Consider the following 16,712-nt stretch of genomic DNA (forward strand, 5'->3'; position numbering starts at 1 on the left):
AAAAACCGGCTCTCAAAAGTGAGAACCGGCGAAAATTAATCTTTTTATTTTAAATAATCGTCAAAATAATTACTGACCTTTTGTTTGAGGTGGATGCGATCGCGGCCTCGAACATTGTGCTCGGCGCGCGGATAAGGGAAGTAATCCACCTGAACATTATTTTTGATACACTCGCGAATAAAATTCAAACTATTCTGCCAAACTACAGTTTTATCAACGGCTCCCTGAATAATCAAAAGTTTTCCTTTCAAATCCTTTGCTTTGTTGATAAGAGAAGCCTTTGCATATCCTTCGGGATTTTCCTGCGGAGTATCCATATAGCGTTCGCCATACATCACCTCGTACCATTTCCAGTCGATAACAGGTCCACCGGCAACTGCAACCTTAAATACATCAGGATAATTGGTGATTAATGAGATGGTCATAAATCCACCATAACTCCATCCATGAACTCCAACTCGATCCATATCTGCATAAGGTAATGTTCTTAAGAAATCAATACCTTTCATCTGATCCGCCATTTCGGCCTGACCGCACTTACGATGTATTACTGCTTCAAATTCTTTTCCTCGATTAGAAGAACCACGATTATCAAGAATAAACATCAAATAGCCATTCTGTGCCATATATTCCTCCCACAAACGGGTTCCGCCTAACCATCGGTTTGTTACCATTTGTGCATGCGGTCCACCATAAACATATACCACTACAGGATATTTCTTTGTAGGATCAAAATTTGCTGGCTTCACCATTCGGTAGTACAAATCGGTAGAATCATCAGCAGCTTTTATTTTTCCTAAGGAGATTTCCCCTAAGTTATAATCTGCCAATTTGTTTTCTGCTTTCACCAATTGCTTTATCACTTTTCCTTTGGTATCGCTTAAATTGATGATTCTTGGAACATTCAGACTACTATAATTATCTAACATATATTTACCATCGGCACTTACTTGCACATTGTGATAACCTTCGCTGCTAGTCAAACGATTTCTTTTACCTGATTTTAAATTTACCTTATAGGCATGTCGCTCCAAAGGACTCACCTCTGTCGACATGTAAAAAAGGTTTTTTTCTGCCTTATCAAATCCTAATACTTTGGTAACATCCCAATCACCTTTGGTTAATTGTTTAATCAATTTCCCTTCTGTATTGTACAGATATAAATGATTGTATCCATCCAGACTATTGGTCTGATAAATAAATTGGTTGTCTTTATTCTTTAAGAAAATCAATTTATGTTGAGGCTCTACCCAGCGATCGTCTTTCTCCTCAAACAAAGTCTTTACGAATTTTCCGGTTGCAGCTTCATATTTGTTCATTTTCATGTGATCTGTAGCACGGTTCAAAACCTGAATATAGATATACTTACCTGCTAATCCCCAGGAAATATTGGTAAGATACTGATCACTTCCAAAGTCATCTGGTTGAATCCAGCTTGTAGCTTTGGTATTTAAATTATAAACTCCAAGACTTACTACCTCACTATCCATACCTGCCATTGGGTACTTAATCTCACGAAGTTTTCCTACTCTGGTATTAATATCCACCAAAGGGAAAGTACTTACTTTACTTTCATCTTTGCGATAAAAAGCCAATTGTCCGCCTTTTGGCGACCAGAAAATTCCGCCATCTATGCCATATTCGTTTCGACTTACAAATTGACCATTAACGATATTTTTATCTTGACTATTGGTTACCGCAGTTTCTTTTCCATCTAATCCACTAATAAATAAGTTATTCTCGATCGTATAGGCAATGTGTTTATTCTCTTCACAAAAATCCTTATTTTCTGCCTTTTTATTATAATGCAATTGCATCACAATCTCCTTTTTTTCAAGATTATATTGCAACAAATCATTCTTGTCGTAAAATTGTATGCTAGCTACATCTACCCATGAGAAATGAGGAAAACGCTTTAAAGTATCCAAACTATTAGTCTTCAAAACCTCATTCATTTGAGTCAAGCTCAATATCATCTCTGCATCATCCCCTTTGTTTGCAGCAAACAATTCGTTATTATCAACATAAGTATAGGTATTGCTATCTGCTTGCCAATTCAGCATAGATAGGCTTTCTGGATAAAATTTGCCCCATTGCCCCAGAATAGCATCTTCCATTGTCAATTTTTTTGACTGTGCCTGCACACCCGACAAAAAGCCGCAATAGATTAATAAATAGACTAAAAGGATTATTCTTTTCATGGTATTCGGTTTGTTGTTATTTATATTATTATTTTTTTTGCCTTCAAATGTATCCTTTTTCGTATAAACACAGTAAGAATGGTTGTATAAATTAAACAAGAAATCACCAATAAATTTAGATTAGTCTGAATTAGGATTGAATCAACTGAAATACAAAGAAGGCTTGAAAAGCTTGATAAGTGGGAAATTCTTCACTTTGAGAAACAGTTTTTTCTTCCTACATTGGCTTAATAATTTTTAAGTTACACAAGATGCCAAAAAAAAGAATCCCGAATAGTATTAAATTTATCTTTCTAGTAGCGCTTGCTGCCATTGTGAGTTTTCTGATCTTTCAGCCTTCAGAAAAGCCAACGGAGGAGGCTAAAATTGAAAAAGTCACTGAAGCTGCTCTAATGAAAGAAATAAAACCAAATGGAAATATTTTCAAGTACAATAATATCTTGTTTAGTATTCCATCTCCTTATCAAATATCATTGTTGATTGAAAAATCAGGAATTTCCTATAACCGGGATTTACTGAATAAAACCAGCAAGGCAAGTGATTATGTAGATAATTTTAGCCAAGCAATAAATTTTGGAATTTATGGTTCTGATTTAGGATACATCAATATTTACGGACAAACTCAGGATGCTGCCAGTTATTTTGCGGTATTAAAAATTATTTCTCAGGACATTGGCCTTTACGATGCGATGAATAAACAAACAATTCAACGCATTGAGAATAATATTGAGAATCGTGACTCACTTCTTGTTATTGTTAGCGACACCTACCGCAATATTGACAATTATTTAAAGAAAAATAATCGCGAAAATACAGGAGCTTTAATATTAGCAGGCGGATGGATTGAGTCTATATACTTGCTGACACAACAATTAAAGGATCATTCCCAACCGAAGTTAATGACAAGAATTGCAGAACAAAAAAGACCTTTGGAAAATTTAATTAAGCTATTAGTTCCCTATTCCAATGAGTCAAAAAACTACTATTTTATCGTGGATCGCTTAATTGACTTGGCTTATACTTTTGATGAGATTGAAGAGCAATACACCTATGTTGCTCCGATTACGGATTCACATAAAAAACTAACCGTCGTAAAAAGCAAATCGAAATTAAAAATGAATAAGAAGCAACTAGCTCAAATTACAGAAAAGGTTAAGATTATTCGCGAACACATTATCAAGTAAACATCCGTAAAAAACTACTTTATGAATCGAAAATATACGATATTATTCTTTCTGCTTTTTTGGGGAATTAATTTTTCTGTAAAAGCACAATCTGATGTCACCCTTTCAAATTGCACAAAATATCTCGAGCCACAATTTATTTCTGATGGACAGGAATATAAAGCTTTATTATCGGGAGGTGAGATTGCTGAATTTCATACTACCTTTTATGCAGAAAACTACTACCGTATTGTCGCTGCTACCGGTAAGGAAGAAAATAATGTAATATTCTCCATTTATGATGAGGAGAATCATTTACTATTTACCAATCGGGATCATAAAAATTCCCCTTATTGGGATTTTCAATTCTCTAATACAATAAACTGTACGATTGAAGCCAAACTAAATCAAAAAAAGGTAAGCTCCGGATTCGTTTTAATACTGATAGGATTCAAGCAATAATTATTAACCTCTACTCTATTTCTATAACAAACCCATCCTATGAGTGAAAGAATCCTTAAGGCTTTAATGCAACTCTTTGCCATCATTGCTCACCCACAAAGTTCAGCAAATGAGAGGCGCCGGATGGTATCTAAATATTTAAGGCATCAACTCGATCAGGAAACTGCAGATGAATACCTGGCCTTGTATGATAAGCATTACGAAGAAAATCAAAAAAGAACCAATCGAAAATCCAAAATTAAGAAATACACCTCTGCCAGTTCGGTGCGAGTGCTTCGTATTTGTACTGAAATAAACGAGGAACTTATCGTTCGTCAGAAAGTTATTGTCCTTATTCAACTGTTGGAATTCCTCAAGTCAGAAGAGGAAATTAGCGAGCAAGAGTTTGCTTTTATAGAAACTGTCGCGGATACATTTAACTTACCTATTGATGGTTATCAGCGACTTAAAGATTTTGTTTTAAGTGATTTCGAGGAAATCAGCAGATCCAAAAGACTACTAACCATTAATCATAAAAATGAAAAACATGAACTGGGAGAGCATTATCAATCGATTAATTTAGTTGGAGAAATTAAGATATTAAGATTGCAACGAGTAGATATGTTTGTGATGCGTTTCAAAGGTATCGAAGAATTATTCATGAATGGGCAATCCTTAAATCCGGAACGCGTGCATGTTCTCTCTCAAGGTTCATCTATTCGGAATCCAAAAATTGAACCAATCTATTTTAGCGATATAGTCACAACCTTTCACCGTGATGAAAACCAGAAAAGAGTAGTTTTTGAAGCCCAAAACATCGAATATCGTTTTAAGGAGAATAATATAGGAGTTCACAATCTTTCATTTAAAGAAGAATCGGGTAAAATGGTTGGCATCATTGGATCCAGCGGAGCTGGTAAAACAACTCTACTTAATGTTCTTAATGGGTCTGCAAATCCCAATAATGGAAAGGTTCTTATTAATGGTTATAGTATCACCGATGACAAGAAAACGTTGGAAGGTGTCGTCGGTCACGTATCGCAAGATGACCTGTTGATTGAATCATTAACCGTCTTCGAAAACCTGTATTTTAATGCTAAACTTTGTTTCGATAAATATAGTAGTTTTCAGCTGATAAGAATCGTTTTGAAGCTTCTGAAAGATTTAGGACTTTACGATGCACGAAATTTAAAAGTTGGAAATCCTTTAGATAAAAAAATTAGTGGTGGTCAAAGAAAAAGACTAAATATAGCTTTAGAACTTATTCGTGAACCATCGGTTCTTTTCCTGGATGAACCAACATCTGGATTATCGTCGAGAGATTCAGCCAAAATAATGGATCTCCTGAAAAACCTAGCCTTAAAAGGCAAATTAATATTTGTGGTAATTCATCAGCCTGCATCAGACACGTTTAAAATGTTCGACCGCCTATTGGTTCTTGATACTGGCGGCTATCTGATATTTAATGGTAATCCGCTGGATGCTATCACTTATTTTAAATCACAATCCTTACGTGCCAACCGTACTGAAAGTGAGTGCTCCACCTGTGGAAATGTTGATGCCGATCAAATATTTAATATTGTAGAATCGGAAGTTTTGGATGAGTATGGAAATCCAACCCAAACAAGAAAAATAACGCCACAAGAATGGTATGAGCGATTTCAGACTGGAAATGAAAACCTTAAGCAAGTAACTGACTCAAATGAGTTGCCTCCGGTCACCTTCAAAATTCCTTCAGTTTTCAAACAATTTATGGTTTTTGCCAAAAGAGATGTCATTTCAAAATTGGCAAACAGGCAATATCTGATAATTAATTTATTTGAAACACCGCTGCTTGCTTTCATACTATCCTACCTTATTAAGTATTATAATATTGATGCAGGGAATCAGTTAGGATACACCTTTAGTAATAACAGTAATCTTCCTGTGTATCTATTCATGGCTGTTATTGTTGCCTTATTTATAGGTTTAACTCTAAGTGCCGAGGAAATTATTAAGGATCGTAAAATATTAAAACGAGAACGTTTTTTAAACTTAAGCACTTCGAGTTATTTGCTATCTAAAATTGTAATTCTATTTATAATTTCAGCATTTCAGGCATTTTTATTCACCTTAATTGGAAATACAATATTGGAAATAAACGGTATGTTTTTTCATTATTGGTTTGCCTTGTTTAGTGCCTGGTGTTTTGCAAATATGCTTGGATTAATAATTTCGGACAGTTTTAAAACAGTAATTACTATTTACATACTAATTCCATTTATTCTTATTCCTCAGTTAATTCTCAGTGGTATCATAGTAAAATTTGATAAACTTAATCCCAATATATCTACTCCAAATTCAATTCCATGGTATGGAGAAATTATCACGGCAAGGTGGGCATATGAAGCTTTGGCAGTACATCAATTTAAAAACAATGAGTATGCCAAAAATTTCTATGTATATGAAAAATTGATGAGTAAAGCGGATTATAGGAAGAATTATTGGCTTCCAATACTTAAAAATAAACTTAATGAATGTGAGCGCTACATCAATCATCCAGACAAACAGGAGAAATTGAAATCAAATTTAAGACTACTCCAAAATGAACTTTCAATTGAAGACCTTAAAATTATAAATTTTCATTTTCAAGGCATTGAGAATCTTACGGTTGACAAATTAGACGAAACAACCATTGTTCAAGCGAGAGCCTATTTTGATAAGCTGAACCGCTATTATATCAATTTATACAATGTATCTAATCGTAAGAAGGACGAACATTTAATTGCATTACAAAAGAGTTTCGAAGACAAGAAATCTTTTGTAAGGATGAAAAAATCTTATTCAAATGATCGTTTAACTGAATTTGTACGAAATAGCAATGACATAGAAAGAATTATTGAATACAAGGATAGACTGTATCAGAAAATTGATCCTATCTACAGAGATCCGGATGGATATTTTGTAAAAGCACACTTTTATGCTCCAAGAAAAAGAATATTTGGAATGTATTACGACACCTATTGGGTTAATATGATTGTAATCTGGCTGTCCAGTATATCGCTTTATATTGTACTTTACTATGGGTTGTTAAAAAAATTACTAAATATATTCGATCAAAAAATTCGTAAGCGAAAGCAAAATATTTAAGCAAAAAAAAACGCAGGCAAATACCTGCGTTTTCTATTATAATATTATTTTATCATACCTCATCTTCAATCATTTCGAATGGTATTTTTATAATAGACTGATAATCTTCCCCAGCCTCAAGCATATCCTCATCATCAGTTTCATAATGCCAGTTAATGCTTACTTTATGTCCCCTTTTGAAAATACCCTCCAATTTTTTAAACACATCTAACAAACATTTAGACGAACTTGTATTGAAATATTCCAATTTCACAACAACAGTAGTAAGTTCCTCGGGACTTCCAATATAAGAGTCTAACCATTCCATAATTGGCTTGTAAAAATCAAGTGAATTTTCCGGAATTGATCTTCCTTCAATTAAAAATGTACCTGTACTAGGATCAAAGTTAATACTTGGTGTTTTAGGACTACCTTTTAGAACAAGTGAATTCATATATGTTTGTTTTAAGGTTTTTTTAAATAATTACATCAATAGATAGAAATAAGTAACTTTCATTATACTCCAGAAACTGATATTCCATATTATTACCACTCTTTCTGGCAATATCAACAATTCCTAAGCCTCCTCCGCCTTTTTCAGAAAACTCATCATTATTTAATATAAGGCGATACAAACTCTGAGTTTCATCCGAAGATAAGGTATTAATTTGGTCAATTCTGTCACGAATGAGTTTTAAACCATCAATTTTAAGAAAATTACCTGCGCTAATACGATATTGCATTCCTTCATCGCGCATAATTAAAACACCAAATTTAGAATAAGGTAAGCTCAATTCCGGAGGTACTTCACCATGATGATAAAGGTTCTGAACCAACTCCACAATAACATTAAAAATCTTCTTATAAATCTTTGGAGATTCATTATTCTTATGCAATATATCTTCAATGGAACTCAGTATTTCAGTAACATTTTGGTCTTCTATACATCCTTTGTAGTAAAAAATAGCATCCTCGTCTATTTTTTCGCTGTACCACTGATTAAGATCAAAATTCATAGATGAATTAATTATTGTTACCCGAAGACAAATATAACAAATTATCGCAAAGCTAAAAGAGAAGACTTATCAAATTCAAGACACATAATCTAATCTCGCTTTGTATATTTATCCTTCTTTTTCCCCTCATACATCGAGTATTTCTGAAATTTACATTCCAGCGGACCATTAAATAAACTTATACTACGAGAAGGACGTAAAGCAATACTGTTAAAGCTCTCCTTGGCATAACTCAAAATCCAAGCGTCATATCCCATAAAATGATGTTTTAATCTTTCCCCGATCATTGAATACAACCCGTCGAGATCCCGTAGCTTTAATCTCTCGCCATAAGGAGGATTTGTGATTAACAATCCTTTTTCAACAGGAGGTGTAAATTGCTGAAAAGGAATTACATTCAATTTAATTTTTCTTATTAAACCTGCATTTCGAATATTTGCTTCTGCAATTTCCATAGCCAAATCAGAAATATCAGCTCCAATTATTTGTCCGTCGAAATCAACTTCCGTTTCATCATTATAGATTTCATCCCATAGTTCCTCATCAAAATCTCTCCACTTTTGAAATCCAAATTCCTTACGATATAATCCTGGCGGAATATTATAGGCAATTAAAGCGGCTTCAATTAAAATAGTTCCCGAACCACACATCGGATCAATAAAATTGGATTTCTTATCCCAATCGGAAAGAAGAATCAATCCTGCCGCCAAGACCTCATTCAATGGTGCTGCAGTTTCACCAACCCTATATCCTCTTTTATGCAAAGATTCGCCAGAACTATCTAAAGAGACAGTGCAAGTATTTCTATCAATATGAACATTGATTCTAAGGCTTGGATTTACCACTCGCACAGAAGGACGATCGCCTGTTTTGTAGAAAAATTGATCCACAATAGCATCTTTCACTCTATAGGTAACGAATTGTGAATGCTTAAAATCTTCCGAACTAACAGTGGAATCAATTGCAATTGTATCCTTATTGGCAATATACTTTCCCCAATCTATTTCTTGAATTCCCTTATACAACTCATCCGTGTCATGAGCAGTAAATTTGTGGATTGGTTTGATTACACGAGTAGCCGTTCTCAAATGCAAATTTGTTTTATAGAGCAAAGTCTTATCTCCCACAAAGCTAACAGCACGCTTTAATATCCGAATTTCTTCGGCTCCCAGTTGTTCTAATTCCTTAGATAAAACTTCTTCTAAACCTTGAAAGGTTTTTGCTATTAATCTGAATTTACCCGAGTCTTTCTTCAAAACTATCTTTTTAATTCTACGTCCAAATTATTTCAATTCTCCAAATCCATGAAAATATCTTTACACTTTCATTACCGATCCGAATTTCGGCTACAAAATTAATCTTTACCAACTAAAAACATAGACTTTTAAAAATATAATCGAAAAAAAAGCCGAAAGAATTGTCTTTCGGCTTTTTTTTTAATTTGCATTATTTTTTAATCCGTTATCGTAGAGTTTTGGATTTTCCAATACGCTTATTGCTTTCAGTATAAAATCGTTCTTTTTATTTACTATCTTATAATATTCTGAACTATCCCACAGATCTCTTGCCAACAAAGCTTTGATATGCAATTTCAGATCATCAACAACAGCAAGATAATCCGACTCATTTTTTTCTATTCCTTGCTTTTCCCCTAATGCAACCAATTCGGAAAGCATAGAATCACTAACTTCAAAATCCTTCATAAATTTTTCAAATTTTGGATATTTCTTTTTTAGTTGATCTCTATTTTCATCCATATAATTAACGACAAAAGGATAAATTACATTTTTCCGAACCAACAAATTGAAATACTTATAATTAAGACTTGTATCTATTGGTATAAATATATCAGGCATGATACCACCACCACCATAAACCGTACGTTTATTGATTAAAGTACTATATTTTAGGGAATCTGGGAATTGGATACTATCTGCACTAATCATTTCTCCAGATTTGAATCGCTTCAATATATCCATATGATAATCCTCCAAGCCTTTATTATATGGTTTTTGAATACAGCGCCCAGTTGGAGTATAATAATGTGCAGTAGTAAGACGAATCATCGATCCATCAGACAAAGGAAATTGTCTTTGAACCAGCCCCTTACCAAAAGATCGTCTTCCGATGATAATTCCTCTGTCCCAATCCTGTATTGCGCCTGAAACAATTTCGGAAGCAGATGCTGATCCCTCATCCAATAGTATTACAACTTTTCCATTTTTAAATATCCCAGCTTCAGTGGATCGATTCTCTCGGCGTGGAGTAGTTAGCCCTTTAGTATAAACAATTAATTGATTAGCATCCATAAACTGATCCACAATATTTATAGCTGCTTGCATGTATCCACCACCATTACCTCTTAAATCAAGCACTAAATTCTTCATGTTTTGAGATTTCAACTTCAACAAAGCTTCAAGAAATTCCTCTGAAGTAGTAGCGGCAAATCGATTCAGTTTGATATATCCAATATTTTTAGTGAGCAAATAGGCAGCATCCAGACTATGAATAGGAATGTTATCCCGAGTAATAATAAATTCCAATAGCTCTTTTTCAGATTTTCTTTTTACGTAAATAGTCACTACAGTTCCTTTCTCTCCCCGTAAGCGTTTACGCACGCCCATATTTTTCAAGCCCGTTCCAGCAACATTCTCCTCTCCTATCTTCACAATTCTATCCCCTGCTCTTAACCCAACCTTCTCTGATGGTCCTCCAGGAATTGTTGCAACCACCATCAAGGTATCACGCAAAATATTAAATTGAATACCAATTCCACTAAAACTGCCTTGTAATGGCTCATTCATTTCCTTAATCTCATCCTTACTGATATAAATAGAATGAGGATCTAAATCCGCAAGTACTTTAACAATAGCATCCTCGGTAAGATGCTCTACGTTTACAGTGTCCACATAAAAGGCATCGATTAGCGCCAATAAATTCTGATATTTAATGGCCTGATTCTTTACGGATTGTGCTTTTGCGGTACCTACGCATAACAAAGATGTGAATACAATAAGGGTAATCACATTCCTCAAAAAATTTCTCAAACTACTCATATAAATTATGCTTTTTAATAAAATTTACGCAAATTGAATATACTTTTAGAACTCCACGAAAGATACAATCTTTTTAAGAAATCTAGGCATTGAAATCCATAAATATGAAACATAAACCCAACATATTACTTGTCGGATTCCAAAACCATTTGGAGATTGAATCTATGCCTAATATTTCCTTTGCCAAATGTCAAAATAAAACACAAGCCCTAGAACAACTAATCGAAATAGATTTTGATTTAATCATCAGTAAATTTACAATTGAAAATTCGAGCGCTATAGAATTTACAGAAGATTTAGAAGGTTTAAAATCCTATTTCGCAAAAATAAAAAATAAACATTTTAAACTTCTGGTTCTCACCTCTTCCCAAGCAGAGGAAGTTTTGTGTAAGGATAATAAAATCTTATTTTATCCTGATAGTCTGGACCTAGAGTCACTAATTACAAAGTTAGTTGATTTACCTAGAGAAGTTAAACAAAAATTACACCAAGCTGCCATTATCGATTTTAAAGAACTATTTATACGAGTCGATAATAATCGGGAATTTATTAAGGGCGTAATGACAAAATTCTTTAAGGTTTGGAAATCCAGGATTGAGGATATTCAAACTCCGCTATCTAAGAAAGAATATAATAAAGCAAAGGATGCTGCTCACAAATTAAAAGGTGTACTAGCTAATTTTTCGATGCAAAAAGCAAGAATTACCATTATTGATTTGGAAAAATTAATCTTAGATCAGGATCAAGATGCAGCTATCTTTAAACTCAGCGAACTGATTGATGAAATTGAAAAAGCAAAAAGCTTTATGGAAGCAAATCAGGATTTATTTAAAAATTAGATTTAATACACAACTTATCTTTTCATACTTACCTCTATTTATTTAACATTTCAACATAAACTAAACCTAGATAGGATCCATTTTCCCTAACATAAGTAATGCGTCAAAGACCAATTTTAATAGAGAATATTAATCTTTTATCCCAAAGGCAGTAATTATAATCTACAAATTAGTACCTCGAAACTCTCAATTAGGAAATAATGGAATTAATTTTAAGTTAGACAAAAAAAAGCAGCACTTTTCAGGTACTGCCTTATTATTTTATATCTGTAATTTTCTCGAAATTATTCCCACTCAATAGTTGCTGGTGGTTTTGAACTAATGTCGTACACCACACGATTTACCCCTTTAACGTTATTGATGATTTGATTGGAAATCTTCGCCAAAAACTCATAAGGTAAATGAGACCAGTCTGCAGTCATACCATCTGTAGATCCCACGGCACGAAGGGCCACCACCCTCTCATAAGTTCGTTCATCTCCCATCACACCAACTGACTGAATTGGCAGCAAAATAGCTCCTGCTTGCCAAACCTCGTGATACAATCCATCCGATTTCAGTCCTGAAATATAAATATCATCTACCTCCTGCAAAATTTGAACTTTTTCTGGAGTAATATCACCTAGTATACGAATCGCCAATCCTGGTCCTGGAAATGGATGACGCTGAATAAATTTATCTTCCAGCCCCATGCTTTTTCCTACACGACGAACCTCATCTTTAAACAATAAACGCAAAGGTTCAACTACCTTAAGTTTCATATAATCAGGTAAACCACCTACGTTGTGATGCGATTTTATAGTTTGAGAAGGACCATTAACAGATAAAGACTCAATTACATCGGGATAGATAGTTCCTTGTCCCAACCATTTTGCATCTTCTATTTTATGTGATTCCTCATCAAAAACATCAACAAAAGTATTTCCTATAATTTTTCGCTTTGTTTCAGGATCAGATACTCCTGCTAATTTCTTGAGAAATCTTTCTCCGGCATCAACACCAATTACATTTAATCCAAGAACTTCATATTTCTTCAAGACATTGTAAAATTCGTTCTTTCGCAATAATCCATTATCCACGAAAATGCAATACAAATTTTCACCAATGGCTTTGTGTAATAACATTGCTGCTACAGTTGAATCAACACCTCCAGATAATCCAAGAATTACCTTATCATCACCAATTTTAGCTTTAAGTTCCGTAACCGTACTTTCAACAAATGAATCCGGAGTCCAATCCTGCGCACATCCGCATATACCAACCACATAATTTTTCAATAATTCCTTACCTTCTGTGCTATGATATACTTCAGGGTGAAATTGAATTCCATAAGTATTTTCACCTTCAATTGTAAATGCCGCATTTGCAACATCTGCTGTACTCGCTATCACTTTGAAGTTGGATGGCATCTTTTCAATGGTATCTCCATGTGACATCCAAACCTGTGAGTTTAGACTGATATTTTTAAATAGAGAATTACTATCATCTACAAAAGTTAGATTTGCACGTCCATATTCTCTTTTATTAGAAGCCATCACTTCCCCTCCAAAACAATGAGCCAAATGCTGTGCTCCATAGCAAACACCCAATAAAGGAAGCTTGGCTTTCATCTCTGATAAATCTGGGATTGGGGCTTTTGGATCACGAACGGAAAACGGACTTCCCGAAAGAATTACACCTTTTACCGAATCATCCAAAACTGGATAATTATTATAAGGGTGAATTTCGCAATACACGTTTAATTCACGTACACGTCTTGCTATTAGCTGTGTGTACTGTGAGCCAAAATCTAAAATTAGAATTTTTTCCTGCATAAATTTCTGTAAAATTGATGGTTGTTCATAGTCACTATTTGGCGTACAAAGATACACAAATTTATTTCTGACGAGTTACAGTGACTCGATTTCCAAAACTATTTGATACATTCTTATTTGTACTTAACTATTAAGATCAAAATAGTAATGGTAAGCCCCAAGGTAATTGCATTAGCTACAATTATGGGCCAAGATTGAATAGCTATTCCGTAAATTAGCCAAAGAATGATGCCAATTGTAAAAATGGTGTACATTCCTAAAGAAAGATCCTTAGTTTGCTTTGTTTGAATAACCCTAATAGCCTGAGGAACGAAAGAAATAGTTGTACAAAATGCTGCAGCAAAACCTAAAAAAGAAGTGAAACTTGTTAAACCCATTTCATTATGCTTTTAATAATTGTGAAAGAAATAATGGTTCAACTTACAATAAAAAAAAGCCCCTGTCAAATTTGACAGGGGCAAGAATAATTATTTAAATTTTTTGAGTAGATCTTTCACTGCATCCTTATGGATTGTAAATCCCATCATCTTCAATTTCACGTAATCTTCCTGAAAGAAATAATATCCAAACTCAGGAGAATTTTCATCAATATTTCTGGATCCAGAACTTGAATCTTTAATCAAATACCAATCTTTACCATTTTTATCAACATAGTAACCTATCAAGTGCATTCCATGATCGTCAGTAGTTGAACCATTTGAAAAACGCATCTGACGAGCATTTTCATTAATGTACTCCGAAGGAATATCGAAAGTAGGAACCATTGCACAGTTGGTTGTTCTTAGAAATCCTGCTTCAGAAACATCACCACCAATACTCATTGTATAACCTTTACGAACGGCTGTCTTAACCACTTTCATAAAATCATCTAGTGGAATATTGTAATACTCTTTTGAATGCCACCAGTTATCAGGCACCTTATATTCTACCTGTTTCCAATAAGGCTCTTGTTTGTAAGATAATATCTCCACATAATCATCCATATTTAATTTTAGATAATCAGACAGATAGCTTTGTGGATTGTACTCTTTTCCTTCTACTCTAAATTTAGTTGGAGGAGTACCCATATAATGGTTCATGATAGCTTTGATCGTAGCCAATGCTTCGTCTTCATTCCATGCATTATTTTTCTTCACAGAATTCAAATAGGCCATCATTTCCTTATACATTTTGGCATGAGTATAGAACTTACGACCATTTATTAAACCTGAGTATTCTGATTCAGGACAGGTACCATATTGTTTCCAAATTCTCGCAACAGCATTTCCTTCAGAACCTTCATCAAATAAAGAATTTCCTCTTTCTTGAATGAAACGACGTGCTTTCTCGACATACTCCCAATAAACGGTGTACATTTCTGAAATTTTTACTTGCCTTTGGTGCAAACGATATACTTCTGACTCATAATATGAAGTAGTTGAAAAACACCAGCATGTACCAGCATTACCTTGCGAGATTGTTCCTTGTGCCCATTGTGTATTATCCTTATATAAGGAAATTTTATTTGGTAAATCATAGGAGGACTGATCCATAAAGAATCTTTTATCCACATCTTTCTTTTCCAACTTCTCATCTACCATTCGGATGTCCTTCATGATAGAGTTTTGGTAATATCCTGGCTGATATTCTTTGAAAATAGATTTATCTTGCTTCTGTTGTGCAAAACCACCAAAGCAAAGACAAACAGCTGTTAATAATAAGGCTATTCGTTTCATGTAATATTGTTTAAAAAGTAAGTTTTGAGGTGCTAAAGTAAAAAAACTTATTCACTTTGAATTAAAATCGATAAAAATCTACCAAAAACCTTTTCCCATCCTCCGCAAGTTCAGTATTGGCAAATACTTCTCTTGCCTCTAATAAATGAGATTCCAAATTTTTAAATCGAGCGGAAAAATGACCTATAATTAGTTTTTTCACCTTTGCCTGCACTGCGATTTTTGCAGCCTGCTCAGCAGTAGAATGATATGTTTTTTTTGCTCTTTTCTCATCAGATTTGAGAAAAGTTGCTTCATGATATAAGATATCTACCCCCTTTATTATTTTGACTATTTGCGGTCGATAGGCAGTATCCGTACAAAAAGCATAGGATCTTGGATTTGGAGGATCGACAGTAAGCTTAGAATTGAGAATGATTTCACCATCTTCACGAATAAAATCAGCTCCTAATTTTATAGCATGACGATTCTTGATTGGAATATTATAAAAATCCAGAAGATCAGCCTTTAGCGTTCGAGGTCTTTCCTTTTCTTTAAAAAGAAATCCGGCACAGGGCATTGCGCCATGTTTTAATGGGAATGACTGAACTACCACTTTTTCATCCTCATAAAGTGTTTGTAGCTCCGTTCCAAAAATTGCATGAAAAACGATTTCATATCCCACTTTAGAATCCAAGATATCCATCTGAAGGCGAATCCATTTTTCAAGTTTACTGTGTCCATAAATATGCAGTATGGCTTTTCTCCTTTGCAGTGAAAATGTGGATAACAAACCGATCAAACCAAAAATATGATCACCATGTAGATGAGAGATGAAGATATGGTGTATCCGACTCATCGGTATCCGAAATTTTTTCATCTGCATTTGAGCACCTTCCCCACAATCAATCAAAAAAAACCGCTCAAGTACATTGAGCACTTGAGCGGTTGGGAATCTTTTGGAAGTTGGTAATGCAGAATTGCTACCTAAGATTGTAATTTCAAATTTCACAAACTAATTGTTTAATTCAATCTGATTCTTCATTAAGGAAACGGCATCGTCCATATTGTAAGCAATATTTAAAACCGAATCCAACTGAGAGATAGATACTAATCTTTCGACAGCAGGCTGCAAACCATATAGAACGAATGTTCCGTTGGCATTTTTACTCAACCTATTGGCTACAAGAATTGCACTAAGACCGGATGAATCACAATAAGTGCAAGGTGTAAGATCTAAAAGGATATTTTTTTCACCATTTCCGGAAATAAGAACCAATTCTGATTTTAATGCCGGAGCAATATGGGTATCCAATTTATCTTTTAAAACCTGAACAAAGGTGTATCCATCTTTCTTGTCAATCTTGAAATTCATTATAA

Annotated in this window: 14 protein-coding genes; 4 read left to right on the top strand and 10 right to left on the bottom strand. The window is 34.1% G+C overall.

The features are described from left to right. Positions 1–44: 44 nt before the first annotated feature. Positions 45–2,201 carry a S9 family peptidase gene (locus DLK05_RS02660; RefSeq protein ID WP_127342438.1) on the bottom strand — a complete coding sequence of 719 codons (2,157 nt, stop codon included), beginning with the start codon at positions 2,199–2,201 and terminating at the stop codon, positions 45–47. 251 nt (positions 2,202–2,452) lie between these two features. Between DLK05_RS02660 and DLK05_RS02665 the strand changes: the two genes are divergently transcribed. The 3 genes from DLK05_RS02665 to DLK05_RS02675 are packed head-to-tail and all read left to right on the top strand — an operon-like array spanning position 2,453 to position 6,934. After that, positions 2,453–3,385, top strand: a complete 933-nt coding sequence (locus DLK05_RS02665; protein ID WP_127342439.1) for a hypothetical protein — start codon at positions 2,453–2,455, stop codon at positions 3,383–3,385. 21 nt (positions 3,386–3,406) lie between these two features. Further along, entirely contained in the window at positions 3,407–3,826 is a 420-nt protein-coding gene (locus DLK05_RS02670; RefSeq protein ID WP_127342440.1) for a hypothetical protein, read from the top strand. Between the two features lie 39 nt (positions 3,827–3,865). After that, a complete protein-coding gene (locus DLK05_RS02675; protein WP_127342441.1) occupies positions 3,866–6,934 on the top strand; it encodes an ATP-binding cassette domain-containing protein in 3,069 nt (1,022 codons plus the stop codon). 52 nt (positions 6,935–6,986) lie between these two features. On the opposite strand, the gene DLK05_RS02680 is transcribed toward DLK05_RS02675, so the two are convergent. The 4 genes from DLK05_RS02680 to DLK05_RS02695 all read right to left on the bottom strand — a co-directional run bounded on the left by DLK05_RS02680 (position 6,987) and on the right by DLK05_RS02695 (position 10,985). Continuing rightward, the gene (locus DLK05_RS02680; protein ID WP_127342442.1) at positions 6,987–7,367 is read right to left on the bottom strand and encodes a DUF1987 domain-containing protein; all 381 of its coding nucleotides are present in this window, start codon (positions 7,365–7,367) and stop codon (positions 6,987–6,989) included. A 22-nt stretch (positions 7,368–7,389) separates the two neighbouring features. Beyond that, a complete protein-coding gene (locus DLK05_RS02685; protein ID WP_127342443.1) occupies positions 7,390–7,929 on the bottom strand; it encodes a SiaB family protein kinase in 540 nt (179 codons plus the stop codon). 89 nt (positions 7,930–8,018) lie between these two features. After that, positions 8,019–9,185 carry a THUMP domain-containing class I SAM-dependent RNA methyltransferase gene (locus DLK05_RS02690; protein ID WP_127342444.1) on the bottom strand — a complete coding sequence of 389 codons (1,167 nt, stop codon included), beginning with the start codon at positions 9,183–9,185 and terminating at the stop codon, positions 8,019–8,021. Positions 9,186–9,365: 180 nt separating this feature from the next. Continuing rightward, the gene (locus tag DLK05_RS02695; RefSeq protein ID WP_127342445.1) at positions 9,366–10,985 is read right to left on the bottom strand and encodes a S41 family peptidase; all 1,620 of its coding nucleotides are present in this window, start codon (positions 10,983–10,985) and stop codon (positions 9,366–9,368) included. An 89-nt stretch (positions 10,986–11,074) separates the two neighbouring features. Here DLK05_RS02695 and DLK05_RS02700 point away from each other — a divergent pair, with 89 nt between their 5' ends. Beyond that, complete coding sequence (locus DLK05_RS02700) at positions 11,075–11,824, top strand: Hpt domain-containing protein (protein WP_127342446.1); 750 nt, start codon at positions 11,075–11,077, stop codon at positions 11,822–11,824. Between the two features lie 284 nt (positions 11,825–12,108). Here the strand turns inward: DLK05_RS02700 and guaA are convergent, their stop codons facing one another. The 5 genes from guaA to DLK05_RS02725 form a co-directional block, all read right to left on the bottom strand. Next, positions 12,109–13,638, bottom strand: a complete 1,530-nt coding sequence (gene guaA / locus DLK05_RS02705; protein ID WP_127342447.1) for a glutamine-hydrolyzing GMP synthase — start codon at positions 13,636–13,638, stop codon at positions 12,109–12,111. 113 nt (positions 13,639–13,751) lie between these two features. After that, positions 13,752–14,015 carry a SemiSWEET transporter gene (locus tag DLK05_RS02710; protein WP_127342448.1) on the bottom strand — a complete coding sequence of 88 codons (264 nt, stop codon included), beginning with the start codon at positions 14,013–14,015 and terminating at the stop codon, positions 13,752–13,754. A 90-nt stretch (positions 14,016–14,105) separates the two neighbouring features. Next, positions 14,106–15,353, bottom strand: coding sequence for a peptidase C1 (locus DLK05_RS02715; RefSeq protein ID WP_127342449.1), 1,248 nt, complete (start codon positions 15,351–15,353; stop codon positions 14,106–14,108). A gap of 61 nt (positions 15,354–15,414) precedes the next feature. Continuing rightward, positions 15,415–16,344, bottom strand: coding sequence for a ribonuclease Z (locus tag DLK05_RS02720; RefSeq protein WP_127342450.1), 930 nt, complete (start codon positions 16,342–16,344; stop codon positions 15,415–15,417). 3 nt (positions 16,345–16,347) lie between these two features. After that, on the bottom strand, positions 16,348–16,707 hold the full coding sequence (locus DLK05_RS02725) for an STAS domain-containing protein (RefSeq protein WP_127342451.1): 360 nt from the start codon (positions 16,705–16,707) through the stop codon (positions 16,348–16,350). Positions 16,708–16,712: the final 5 nt, after the last annotated feature.

Origin of the sequence: Ancylomarina longa (assembly GCF_003996985.1) — a bacterium.
Taxonomy (GTDB): domain Bacteria; phylum Bacteroidota; class Bacteroidia; order Bacteroidales; family Marinifilaceae; genus Ancylomarina_A; species Ancylomarina_A longa.